This is a genomic window from Corynebacterium phoceense (assembly GCF_900092335.1).
Classification (GTDB): domain Bacteria; phylum Actinomycetota; class Actinomycetes; order Mycobacteriales; family Mycobacteriaceae; genus Corynebacterium; species Corynebacterium phoceense.
The window spans coordinates 1,767,964-1,779,858 of the sequence record NZ_LT596208.1; the positions used below are offsets into that span (position 1 = coordinate 1,767,964).

Genomic DNA, 11,895 nt, shown 5'->3' on the forward strand with positions numbered 1-11,895 from the left:
ACCGCCCGCACGGAGCACGACCCAGTGGCACCATGGGAATATGCACTCGCCTAGCCTTATTGCCCTCGCCACCTTCGCTGCCCCGCTTACCGATGCCCCCGGCCAAGCCTTTAGCCGTTGCTACAACCCCGCCCCGGCCTATCCGGCTAACCGCCGAGCCGCACTGACCGGGCAATATCCGCAGCGAGAAGCGACGAAGCGAATCACCGATGTATTCGCCGAGGCTGGCTGGACCGTCACCGAGGATCCCACCGCGCAACACGCTGGGCCCACATTCCTCTTGTTGGAAGAACCCGACCCCGCGATTCTCACAGACCTGCTCGACACGAACCCACAGTGCGTGCTGGCAGCCGTGACGCTCACAGGCGACCACACGACGATGTCGTTGCACTGGCCTGGCGTTGCCGAGGATGGCGACTGCGCCGAGCTCGTCTCGCCTCTTGATCTGGCGCCGACGCTCGCGGCTATCGCCGGACTCGACGTGCGCCCTAACGCGCGCCTGTCCTTCGACGGGCTCAACCTCGTGCCCGTCCTGCGCTACGGCGCGGCGGGACACGCGGCCCTGTTCTTTGACAACGGCATCCGCACCATCGACGCCTCTCTCATCGACGGCGAGGCCCACCCCGAAAGCCTGCGCGCGGCGCTCCAGGACGAATGGGACACCTGGCGCGGCTTTATGGGGTTCGGACCGCTGCAGTAGCGAGATGACAGTGCCTAGATGGCCGGGCCCTCGGGGATGATCCACCACATGAGGGCGGGGTGGTTTTGTTACCTGCGACTTGGTTGTTTCTGCTGGTCATGGCTGTTCACCTTGTCCGGGTAGTCCGGCTTTTCCAGCGGTTCCGGGGTGAGGTGCGGGATCCTTGCGGGATTTTCCCCGCCCGACATGCGCCCTCTCCCAACCCGTTTTAGAATCAGGGGTGCCCGTTGAGCTCAGCTCCGGGGCGAGGCCCTGCCACACACCCCCGAGGTGGCAGGGCTTTCGCTTTGCCATAAACATTCTTTGCAACCCAGGTTGCATTATCTACCGCGCTTGCATATACTAGAGATGTAAGCAAGGAAGCCCGCAAAAGGAAAAGAAAATGCGCAAGTTCATCGCCGTAGCAACCAAGGTCCAGGAAGCAACCCCCCACTTCACCATCTTCCACACCACCGAAACCTCCAAGGCCAATGATGGAATGCGGGGGCAGCGTGAGCCGGGCTACTACATCGTCAACGGCCACATCGAAAGCGCCCCGGAATACTGCCCCAAGCGCTTCGAGACGATTGAGGAAGCGATTACCCGCGCCGAGCTTGAAGAAGAGCGCATCGCAGAGCGCGCCGCCGCCCGTAAGGCCACCAAGGCGGCCACCGCCAAGGCTCCCACCAAAACTGCCACCGCCCCCACTGCCGTCAACCTTGCCACCCCGCGCCAGGTCGAATACATCATGGCTCTTATCGACCGTGGTGCGCACGAGGAAGGCGGCTTTTACAGCGGCCCCACGACCCGCGAGAAGGTCGCGATGATGGACCGCAAGTCCGCTTCTCTTTACATCGACTCCCTCAAGGGCAACTACTAGAGATGTCATCCCCAGAATATTATTTGTAACCCCGGTTGACGCAGTAACCGAGGTTGCATATACTAGGGGTATAGGCAAGAGAGAGGAAAAGAAAATGACCACCTACTACCGCATCCAGTCCCAGAACCGACCCAACATCCTCAACCCGGAAAACCAGTACTCCTACTCCTGGAACGACCAGGGCGCAGACCCCCGGCACGGCATCAGCGTCATGGACGACCGCGAAGCCCTCGCTGAGTACATCGCCCAGACCGGAATCCAGTGGGACGAAACCTGGGAGCTTCTCGAGGTCGAAGGCACCACCTCCGAGGATGAGGACGAGGACGCTCACATGGGCGCTCGTCTCATTATCCCCACCGCCATCGTCTCCCGTGAGCCCATCGAGGAGTCCTTTATGGAGGAGATCTTCGACGCTTTCGAGCAGCTCGCCGCCTAACCACCACCACCATCTGAAAGGAACCCCATGTACACCCTCATCACCCCCAACGCAGACCGCACCATCACCGGCGGCACCCTAGAAGATCTCCGCTACAAGCTCATCGAGTATCACGAGAGCAACCGCCGCGACCCCCAATACGGCGACTACACCGACCAATTCCACGCAGTCTACCCCCTCGACGAATCCGAGCTTGATGACGGCGAGACCCCAGAGCAGCCCCGGCCACTCACCCCAGAAATCCTAAAAGGACTCGCCAAGCACATCTGGGACACCCCCGCCGTCTCCCTCACTGAGGAAAAAGGCACCGACATTACCCGCCTCGCTGAGACCCTGCACTACATGCTCGATATGAACACCGATGCCGCCGAAGATGCCCTCCGCACCTACATCACTCAGATTGAGGAACTGGAAAGCCGCAGCATTGACGAGGATGAAATCGCAGAGGTAGACGCGGACTTCCTTATCGGCGCGGTGAAATCCGCACGCCGCACCGGAGACCTTGGGCTCCACGAGCTAGACCTGATTTCCGATGCCACGCGTGAAATGGAATCGCAGGAGGATAGGCTCCGCGCCGCCCGCGCTGAGCGTGACGCCGCTATCCGCGCCGCAGTACACGCCGGGGCACGCATCCAGGACGTGGCCACCGCTGCCGGAATTTCTCGCCAAGCGGTAGACAAGATCATTCGCGCATGAAACCCGGCGATAGGGACGGGTATGGCCGGTACGGCTACCTCGATGGTGATGATGAGCGCATCGTCTGCCATGAGTGCGGGAAGCTGTACCGGGCGCTTGGCACACACCTGATTAAAGCCCACGACATGATCGCAGCAGAGTACAAGCAGGCGCACGGCTTGCCTCGCGGCATGGGCCTAGTAGCCCCTGAGACGCGACGCGCCCAATCACTCCACGCTCTAAGCCAGGTGGGCACGCCGGAGTGGGAGCGGATGGTGGAAAAGCGTAATCCCGCAGCTGCGTCGCATGCCCGTACAGAAGAGTCTTTCACCTCCCGTGGCGTGGTTGCTGAGCGGAAAGCCGCGACGGCGCGAGCAAATATCAAAGGTGTGAGAAAGCCTGTCACACGGCGCTGCGTAGTCTGCGGCGAGCTGCTTACCGGGGTGCGCGGGCGCGCTACGTGTAGTGACCGGTGCTCCCACATCAATCGGTATGAGCGGGCCGCGAAGCCAGGCGCGAGGGTATGGATGGAGCGTCGAGACGCAGGAGAATCACTATCGGCAATTGGGCGTAGCGCGGGCGTATCTCATGTAGCGGTGAGAGTGCGGATTGAGAAATTCCGGGCCTATCTCAACTTGTGCGAAGAGCTCGGGCGCACACCTATAGAGTAAAACGCAGAAAAAGACCCCGCACTCTCCAATCGGAAAGTGCGGGGTCATTTGGGCTATTCGCCGAATACGTCCTCGTGGACGTCCTTGGGGAGGGCTGCGGTCTCCACCGTGTGCGGGTGGGTGGTGAAAACCCGGCGGAGTGCCTGGACGGCGCGCCAGTACTTTTGCGCGAGCGAGTCGAACTTCTCACGCAGCGCGTTCATCTCCTTCTTAAGGCCGTCGATTTCCGCCTGCTGCGCATCCATTCGATCCATGATGAGCTGCGAGAATGCCTGCCACTGTGGGCCAACCGTTTCGACCTTCTTCGCGTCGACTTGCGAGCTGCCTGTGGCTTTCGCGGCGAGCCAGCCGAACAGGCCTGTGAGCAGGGCAACCACCCCGCCGCTAAGAATGGTTGTCAGCATCTAGACCTCCTTCGGCGGGAATGTGGGCACGAGCTCCGGCTCACGGCGGCCGCGTGCGAACGCCCAGAACGCCAGGCCAAACACCGCCAGATAGGCAATCGCAGTCACCCAGCCGCGGCCACCACCGAAGATGAAGCTGACGGCCCAGAGGAAGTGCATGCCGACCATCACGCCGACCGCGAGCGGCTGCGTACGCCGCCACGCCATAGCAACGAAACAGCCAATACCGGCAAGCATCCACAAAGTCCCCCACACAGGCGGCGGGAAGAAATGCTCGAGCAGGTGCGCGGGCGAACGGCCTGGGTCGACCATCGGCGGGAAGTAGGAGATTCCGCGCGCCAGGCCCAGGACGCCGAGGATGAACAGGCCCATCTCGTCCGACAGCAGGCGGCGTTTCCACCGGGCCTTCGTGCATGGGTCGATTCCAATCATGCTGCGCTTGTGGGGCCGGTGTAGACCGGCAAGGTTGGGGCGGCGGTGGTCGTGGTGTCCTTTGCTGCGTGCTTGCCTACAGAGATGAGGGCGTCGGCGGTGGCCTGGTCTACGCCGAGGGCGGCGAGGATGCCGTTAGCGCGGCCTACCGTCGCGGCTTTCTCCACATCATCGGTGGTGACTTTCTCATCCGAGTGCTGGCCCGTGAAAAGCGCGGCGATAAGCGGGGCCACCGCGCCCGCCGCAGTACCGATAGCGATAGCCACCTGCTCCCCCGTCTGCTCGTCGACGAGTCCGAGGGCGGCGAGGACTGCCAGGCCGATAGACGCCAGCAGGTAGCAGATTTTGCGGATGAACCAAGGTTGGGTGAGATTGCGCATTAGTTTTCCTCCACGTGCTTGTCGAATTCGGCGCGGAACTCGGCGAGCTCCACTCGGAGAGCTGCGATGGCGTCCACGACGGTGAGGTTGCGTCCCTGCGAGTCCTTGCCGAGTTGGGGCCATCCGCGGTAGTCGCCCGCGTCACGTCCGCCTGTGAGCTGTTGGCGTACGTCTTTGGTGTCGGAGCCGATGGGGCCGACGAAGCCTGAGATGTAGTCGGTGATGTGCTTGATGATGCGGTCTGCTTCGGACACGGTGAGTTCCTCCTGAGGTTGGGTGTCGCCGTTGAAGATTGCGGCGATTTGTTCGCGGGTTCCGCGAAATGCGTTGATGTCTACGATGCGGCCTGCTACGTGGGCGTTGGAGCCGTATTGGAGCAGGTCGGGTTTGCGGTTTCCGAGCGGATAGGACCAGCCTGCGTGCCCGTCGCCGCCGTCGCCTTGGTAGAGGTCGCGGGGCACGCCAGTGCGATTCCGCCCATAGGAGGACACCCAGAGGTAGCCGAGACCATCCATGGACGGCTCGCCGCCTGGCATTTGCTCCCAGTACCACGCGCCGGAGTAGATACCGGGGACGTGGTAGCCGCGCTTCTCTAGCTCACGCTTCGCGGCCCACACATCCGCGCCGGTGAGTAGCTTGCGGCTGCCCGATACAGACTCCACGTCGATCCACACGCCGAGGTCGCGACGCCCACCCATCTGCTGGTCGATGACATCCACCTGCTGGGCGATGGTGCTGCCCTCGGACGGGGCACGGAGATACCAGTAGGTGCTCACGAGCAGGCCCGCACTTTCCGCGTCGGCAAGGTGTGAGCGGAACGTGCGGTCACGGTACGTGCCATCGCACAGACGGAGGATGGCGAAATCCATGCCCTGAGCCTTAGCCGCCGCGAGCGACATGCCGTCCTGGTGCTCGGACACGTCAACTCCGAAGATGGTGGTCATAGGTTCCTCCTTTGTGCTGTCGCCTACCCACTTCGCCCCGGCGAGGACATTCTGCATGGGGTCGAGTCGGTCAGGGCCAGGCTGCGACCACACATAGCGGTGGTGCTCGAAATGCAGGTGCGGGGCCACACCACCATTGGTGGAGCTGTCGGGGTTGATGTGGCCGATGCGCTGGCCCTCGATGACGCGCTGACCCACGGTGACCTCCGGGATGATGTGGCCGTAGACGTAGAGTCCACCACCGTGCTGCGCGTCCACGTCGAGTGTGATCCACTGCCCGAAACCAGACGCGGAACCGGCGCGGGTGATAAGACCGTCACGGACGGCGTAGATGGGCTGGCCGCCGGAGCCGCCAGCTAGGCCGAAGTCGGTGCCCCAGTGGGTCCTGCCCCAACGTGGGCCAAAGCCGGACGTGACCACGAACCCCTTGGGGACTGGCATAGTTGTCATGCGTGCCCTCCTTTGGGCATGAGTAAACCGGCTCTTCCGGTTTTAGAGTGCATTGATTTTGTGTCGGATGTTGGCGGCGTGAATCAGGCACCGCAATATGTAGTGGTCGAGGTTGCGGAATCCCAGGGCGATGCCGCGTAGGAATTCCAACCGACCGTTAATCGCTTCGACAGGTCCGTTGGATACTCCGTGGTCGAAGTAGGCGAGGATGTCCTTGCGGCGTTTGTTCATGGTCCTGCCTAGCTGCGCGATCTCAGCGATCCCGGCGTCTTTGATGTCAACAAGCGTGTCAATGAGCGTGCTCATGGCTTTCTTGGCTGCTTGCTTGTTGGGATTGTTGTAGCAGCTTATGACTTGTTGGTAGTAGGTCCAGGTCTCTTGTAGCGGCGCGTAGTCGTCGTCGAAGTCAAACAGTTCCTCAAGCCTCCCGCGCTGCTTGTCGGTGAGCAAGCCCTCGGTGGTCAACAGAGTTTTCCGGTTGCGGTAGAGCGGGTCTTTGCTGCGGCCACGTCGGCCTGTTGTTTCTAACTGGAGCCTGGCGCGGCACTTGGTGAGCTTGTCACCGGCCAGGCGTACAACGTGGAACGGGTCCATGACTTGGGTGGCGTTGGGAATGACTTCGCCAGCGGCGGTGGCATAGCCTTGGAAGCCGTCCATGCTGATGATCTTGACCTGATCGCGGAACTGCTCGCTGTGATTATTCAGCCATGTTCGTAACGCGTCAGCGCTTCTGCCTGGGACAACGTCAAGAAGCCGAGCGGGGCGGATGACGTTTCCATCCTTGTCGTGGTGGTCGGTCATATCAACGATGACGGTGACGTATCCGTCGCGCCATGTGCGTCGGTTGTGCGACCAGCGATGCTCATCAACACCGATGACCTTGACCCCGTCGAGGTAGTGCTCGTCGTTGTAGATCAAGTCCTGGACAGCGGCTAAGGCCAAGGCGTTGGTGGTATCCCACCCCAGGCCTAATGACTTGGCTGCAGCGGCAACGCTCATCCGATCTAGGCAGAGTCGTTGCAGTATCCAGCGGGTCACCCTGTCCGTGGTCTTTGAATTGTCGGGCGCGCAGGTAAGGCCCGCGCGGAAGATCTTCTGCAAGCAGCGCTTGTTGGTGCACCGGTAGCGTGGAAGGCGCACATGAAGGCGTGTTGGGTGGCCGACGATGGGCAGATCGACCAGGCTGCGGATGACGTGGTCGCGGAATACTCCAGGCTGACCGCACGTGGGGCATTCATTGATGGGCTCGACGGGCTCGGCTTCGATGACGGTGACATCGCCGTGTTCTGCGGCCCCGGTGATAGTAACTCCTAGTTCTGCGGTGCGGCAGATGGTATCGACGATGACATTTCCGTTAGGCTGCACAGTAGGTCCTTGGTTTGTACGGATGGATTAGACACCCTTATTCCTACAAAGCCAAGGACCCCAATATCTTGTGCCACGCCCGAACCCCCGGCGAACTAATCAATGCACTCTAAAACCGGAAGAGCCAGTAAACCCCTGCCGCATGCGCGGTCAGGGGCTTGGTTTTTGGTGGGTGCGGGGTGGTCATGCGGCCACCTCCCCGATGGCTACTCCTTGAGCAGCGCGGTCATCTACACCGCCGCCCGGCGGGCAGCAGCTATAGCAGCTTCTGCCTGCTTGACGGCGTTCTGCGCGGCGGCTAGCGCGTCTTTAGCTTGGTCGTATGCGGTGCGGGTATCCGCGAGAGCCTGCTCGGCAGTCTGCACGGCTTGCTGAATGCTATCCATTGGCTTTCACCTGCTTCCAGCCTGCGGGGTATGCGGACGGGCTATAAGCATTGGCGTCGAGCAGTGATTCGTACACCTTGCCCTCAAAGGACACCCGGGCACCCTTGGCATAAGCATCATGCGCGCCCGTCGGTTGCACGAACAGCTTAGGGGTGTCCACGGTGGGGGTTTCCTCCGGCACGTCTGCCTGTGCCACGTAGCGGTCGGTGACATCGAGAACATAACGGGAGTCAATGCCGGGCACGGTGGGTTCCCAGTTATACCCGTCAATTTGGGCTTCCCAAATACGCCCATCGAATACGAATTTTGCGCCCTTGGGGTATGAATTATGCACCCCCGTGGGCTGCTTAAACGGCTCGATGCCTGCTTGTTTTGCTGCTTCATCCACAGTTGGGGCGATAGGCTCAGCCGGGGTTTCCTCCACCGCCGGTTTAAGCTCGGGGTGTTCTTCCCACAGGGCTTGCGCGTCTTCGGCACGCTGCTGGCGGCTCGCGTCCTCGGCTTCACGCCGGGTGCGTTCGCGTGCGCCCTCAAGGCCGAGTAGGCGTAGCCTGTCCTCGGGCACCTGCACGATTTGTGCGATCCATTCGTCGTAATCGAACATGATTTCCTTTCTCATGAGTATTTACAGCTTGAGCATGGCTGTGGGCAGTATCTTGAGTGTGCCGCGTAGCTTCGAGTCAGACGCGGGAAAAGTGGAAGCGCCCGTGATGGTGAGCATGTCGCCGTCCCTGGCACCCAGCGTGTACCGGATGATCTTTTTGCCAGTGGCGAGCGTGCGCCGCGAGCCGTCCGAGGTGACGAGGACGAGAACCATTTCCGTCTCTCCCTCCCACGTCACGTAAATATCGACCGGTCCGGCGACGCCGATCGGAATGTTTGTGCCGACCGCAGGGTCTGTGAGCACCCAGTCTGCGGTGCGGACGAGCGTGTAGCCGCGAGGCATAATGCTCTTAAGGTCCAGGTTTTCAATAGGTGTAGTCATTCTTCCTCTTTTCTCCTTCTACTTCAGCCCAGCCAGCCCGCGCTGGTAGAAACGATTTTTCGTCGCTTTATCCGGCCACAAAGGAAAAATCTCGAACACGTACCGCTCAGCCCATGAATTCTGATAGTTTTCATTCAGCCGAATATCTTTCGCAGACCAGCCGAGAACGTCCTCAACGGTGATTCCGAGTTTCGAATCGGCTGACATTATCGTGGTCTTTAAATATCCCTCCCATGAGCCGTCCACATGGATCACCATGCCTGACGAGTCCGCGTCAAAAGTAAGGGCCGTCGTCCGGTCATCCCACAGGATCTTGACTCCAGTCACAGAATCGGAATCAGTTTTACGCTCATAGATGAAAACTCGGGTGCGCCGGAAATGCGTCAACCGCGCCATGTCGTTCGTGTCGTTGACCGTCGCCTGTTGAGCATTGACCGCCTTGGTGGCCGCGTCGCTTGCGGCTTTAGCGTCCTGCGCCACTTTCTCTGCCGTGGTTGCTTGACGTGATGTTTCTTTCTGCACCTCAGTCAACGTCTCCACGGCCAGGTTCGTCGCGGCGTTGGCTTTCCGGTTCTCATCCGCCGCCAAAAGCGCAGACTGAGACGCAGCGGAGTTAGCTGCGACACCCGCCGCGAGGATCTTCACTGCCTGCGCAAGCAGCTCACCCGCTTTACGCGTCTCATCAATCTGTGCCTGTAGCTTCCGGTCTGCTTCTTTTAGCTTTTCGTCCGCCTGGCCTAGAGTGACAATCGCCGCCGCATTCTCCTCCGCAGCACGATTAGCATGCCCCGCAGCCGTCGCCGCATCATCCGCCGCTTTAGCCGCTTCCGATGATGCACGCAAAGCGTCCTGCGCCGCCTGAGACGCAGACTGAGCCGCCGTCGATGCCTGAGACGCAGCCATAGCAGCCCACCGAATCGCCTGCCCGTGCTTCTCCAGCACGTCACGGTGAGCGTCCAGAATGTCGGTATGCGTCTCCAACACTTCTTGGTGCATAGACACAATCTGCGTCAACGCTTGTGGCAAAGAAGTGCCCTTACCATCCACATCATTAAGCAGCTTGCCTGCATCTTCCAGCGCTTTCTTAGCGGCCTGCGCGTCCGCATTCGTACCATCCAACACAGCCTGCGCGTCACCCACAATCTGCTGCGCCCGAGACGCATACTCCTGCGCCGCCGTGGCCTGCACACCAGCATCCGCCACATGCTGCTCACCAGCCTGCGCCTGCTCCAAAGCCTTAGCCGCATAAGCCTTAGCCGTTTCAACATACTGCTTACCCAAAGCCGCTTCCTCAGCCGCCTGCTTCGCATGACCAGCCGCCAACAACCCCAAGCGCGACACCTCAGCATGAATACTTTCCACATCATCACGAAGCGGATCCATATTCGCGTAAATCTGCTCAGCCTGCGTAGCCATCTCGCCTGCTTGCTGCGCCATAGCCGCCGCAGACTCCGCATGCTGCCTACCCTCAGCAACATAAGCCTTGACGTTCTCGAGATAGACACCCGAATCCGCGATAGAACTACGCACATCCGCGAGCTGGTCATCCACGTATGCGCGGGTGTCACCGGCGGCTTCCAGAGCGGAGTCGGCAGTGCTTTTTGCAGACTCCGCCGACTCCACCGCTTTCGAAACCTGGGACTTAAGCCCAGCCAAATCACGGCGGTCCTCCACCAAAGCACGACGAATAGTCTCATTCTCGGCCAGCCGCGCATCCTCATCAGACACCAGCTGGCCACCCACATGGACCCGAAAGTCCACCACGGAATGGTCCGACACCACCGGCTCGATACGAGTCACCGGCAGCTGAACAACCCGCCCCCAAATATCAACATTGGCCGTGTCCCCCACCTGGAAGTCCACAAACGGTACCCACGGTCCGAGGCCCGCCAGCGTGATGTCAGACTCGAGGAAAAAGTCGCCGCTGACCCGCTGTTCAGCCTCACGCAGCACCTGGTCCACGTTAGAATCTGGCACCCAACTTGGGTCCGACTCATTAGCCGCGGTGACTGACACGTCGGCGCGGACGAAGCGGCGCATCATGCCACCTACTCGTTCCCCTGTCAGTCCGGCTACGTAGCCGAGCTCATTACCCGGCGCCGCGAAGCTATGAATGTCCTCCAGGTCGATGCCCTCCGGCACCTGCAGCTCATACTTACCGAAAGCAGTAGAAGCCACGGAGCGCAACACCGTCACATTCGCCGCATCAGCCACGAAATACGGGGTAGTCACTAGCTACACCTCCTTTACGGTGAGCACAATCATGGCGTGCGGGAACTCCCGCTCCCCGACTGTGCGGTGAGATTCGCCCTTCGATGGGCTGATATCTACCTCGGCGGGTTTCATCGTCGACCTAGCTTGAGACCAGCACCGCACCGGCCTATCCCCCGGCCACCAGATATAAGCACCCAAAATCACGCCGGCGTTCTTCGCCTGCGCGAGCACCGTCTCCCACAAGAACCCATCACGGGCTTCCAGTGAAATCTCCGGCGTCGTGTCCTTCTCGGGGACCTCAACTACGTGGTAGGGGTCATCGACCCAGCGTGTCCCGTCGGGGTCGGACTGTGTCATCATCGCCGCATCCAAAGACTCTTGCGCTAGGCGCCGAATCACGAAACCAGCCTGGCCGTGCTTCCAGGTGAATGTGGTGCGGGTGGCGAGCTCCACGCGGGCCATATGGTGCGGCCTGTCGTACGGAATCTTCGATTCATCCGTGGTCTTCTCGTACGGTGTGGCTGCCCACCACGCGGCAGGCCACGACACCGCAGGAATCGTATTCCACACATCCATCGCATTAAGTGCATGCAGCGTGATGATGTTGGGTAGCCCATCGTTTTCAGGGTCATCCGCATCCGCATGCGTGATAGCCCCACCGCGGCGCTCCACCTGACCGTCCTTACCGGGGAATGCGACGAGGAGCATGTACTCTCCCGGCGCTACCGGCAGCTGCCCGGACGGGTCGAACTTATCGAGGGCGTCAAGGATGAAGGTTTCCGCCAGGCGGTTCGGTTGGCCTTCGGGGGTGAGTGCTGGGAATGAGATTTCTAGGTCGGGGGATTCCATCCACTGCTCCGGGGTGTCCGAGGACAGCGGGGCTGGAAGGGTGAATATTGGTACTCCGTCACCGTTTCCGATTCCGTACCAGCGCCCCTGGGTGGCTACCACGTAGTCGACGGTCTTTTTCCACGATGCCCAATCAGTCATCCGC

At 60.8% G+C, this 11,895-nt stretch carries 15 protein-coding genes; 5 read left to right on the forward strand and 10 right to left on the reverse strand.

Features of this window, described 5'->3' with window-relative positions; all coding sequences use genetic code 11:
• Positions 1-40 precede the first annotated feature (40 nt).
• The 5 genes from BN9444_RS12540 (at position 41) to BN9444_RS15610 (ending at position 3,341) form a co-directional block, all read left to right on the forward strand.
• Positions 41-700 (forward strand): alkaline phosphatase family protein, encoded by a 660-nt coding sequence (locus BN9444_RS12540; RefSeq protein WP_068802050.1) that lies wholly within the window; start codon positions 41-43, stop codon positions 698-700.
• A 382-nt stretch (positions 701-1,082) separates the two neighbouring features.
• Positions 1,083-1,559 (forward strand): hypothetical protein, encoded by a 477-nt coding sequence (locus BN9444_RS12545; RefSeq protein WP_068802051.1) that lies wholly within the window; start codon positions 1,083-1,085, stop codon positions 1,557-1,559.
• A 94-nt stretch (positions 1,560-1,653) separates the two neighbouring features.
• Positions 1,654-1,995: a hypothetical protein gene (locus tag BN9444_RS12550; RefSeq protein WP_068802052.1), complete on the forward strand. Its 342-nt coding sequence runs from the start codon at positions 1,654-1,656 to the stop codon at positions 1,993-1,995.
• 27 nt (positions 1,996-2,022) lie between these two features.
• Positions 2,023-2,691, forward strand: coding sequence for a hypothetical protein (locus BN9444_RS14570; protein ID WP_068802053.1), 669 nt, complete (start codon positions 2,023-2,025; stop codon positions 2,689-2,691).
• Complete coding sequence (locus BN9444_RS15610; RefSeq protein WP_068802054.1) at positions 2,688-3,341, forward strand: MucR family transcriptional regulator; 654 nt, start codon at positions 2,688-2,690, stop codon at positions 3,339-3,341. The genes BN9444_RS14570 and BN9444_RS15610 overlap by 4 nt, the downstream gene beginning before the upstream one ends.
• Positions 3,342-3,394: 53 nt before the next feature.
• On the opposite strand, the gene BN9444_RS12565 is transcribed toward BN9444_RS15610, so the two are convergent.
• The 10 genes from BN9444_RS12565 to BN9444_RS12605 form a co-directional block, all read right to left on the reverse strand.
• Positions 3,395-3,745 (reverse strand): hypothetical protein, encoded by a 351-nt coding sequence (locus BN9444_RS12565; RefSeq protein ID WP_068802055.1) that lies wholly within the window; start codon positions 3,743-3,745, stop codon positions 3,395-3,397.
• Positions 3,746-4,177, reverse strand: coding sequence for a hypothetical protein (locus BN9444_RS12570; RefSeq protein ID WP_141681556.1), 432 nt, complete (start codon positions 4,175-4,177; stop codon positions 3,746-3,748).
• Positions 4,174-4,557: a hypothetical protein gene (locus tag BN9444_RS12575; RefSeq protein ID WP_068802057.1), complete on the reverse strand. Its 384-nt coding sequence runs from the start codon at positions 4,555-4,557 to the stop codon at positions 4,174-4,176. The genes BN9444_RS12570 and BN9444_RS12575 overlap by 4 nt, the downstream gene beginning before the upstream one ends.
• Complete coding sequence (locus BN9444_RS12580; RefSeq protein ID WP_068802058.1) at positions 4,557-5,951, reverse strand: GH25 family lysozyme; 1,395 nt, start codon at positions 5,949-5,951, stop codon at positions 4,557-4,559. The genes BN9444_RS12575 and BN9444_RS12580 overlap by 1 nt, the downstream gene beginning before the upstream one ends.
• 42 nt (positions 5,952-5,993) lie before the next feature.
• Entirely contained in the window at positions 5,994-7,316 is a 1,323-nt protein-coding gene (locus BN9444_RS12585) for an ISL3 family transposase (RefSeq protein ID WP_066509688.1), read from the reverse strand.
• A 230-nt stretch (positions 7,317-7,546) separates the two neighbouring features.
• Positions 7,547-7,702 (reverse strand): hypothetical protein, encoded by a 156-nt coding sequence (locus tag BN9444_RS14575; protein WP_154666919.1) that lies wholly within the window; start codon positions 7,700-7,702, stop codon positions 7,547-7,549.
• Positions 7,695-8,306, reverse strand: a complete 612-nt coding sequence (locus BN9444_RS12590) for a hypothetical protein (protein ID WP_068802059.1) — start codon at positions 8,304-8,306, stop codon at positions 7,695-7,697. Before BN9444_RS12590 ends, BN9444_RS14575 begins: the two co-directional genes overlap by 8 nt.
• 21 nt (positions 8,307-8,327) lie before the next feature.
• Positions 8,328-8,687: a hypothetical protein gene (locus BN9444_RS12595; protein ID WP_068802060.1), complete on the reverse strand. Its 360-nt coding sequence runs from the start codon at positions 8,685-8,687 to the stop codon at positions 8,328-8,330.
• Positions 8,688-8,705: 18 nt separating this feature from the next.
• Entirely contained in the window at positions 8,706-10,919 is a 2,214-nt protein-coding gene (locus BN9444_RS12600) for a hypothetical protein (protein ID WP_068802061.1), read from the reverse strand.
• A gap of 3 nt (positions 10,920-10,922) precedes the next feature.
• The gene (locus BN9444_RS12605; RefSeq protein ID WP_068802062.1) at positions 10,923-11,891 is read right to left on the reverse strand and encodes a hypothetical protein; all 969 of its coding nucleotides are present in this window, start codon (positions 11,889-11,891) and stop codon (positions 10,923-10,925) included.
• Positions 11,892-11,895: the final 4 nt, after the last annotated feature.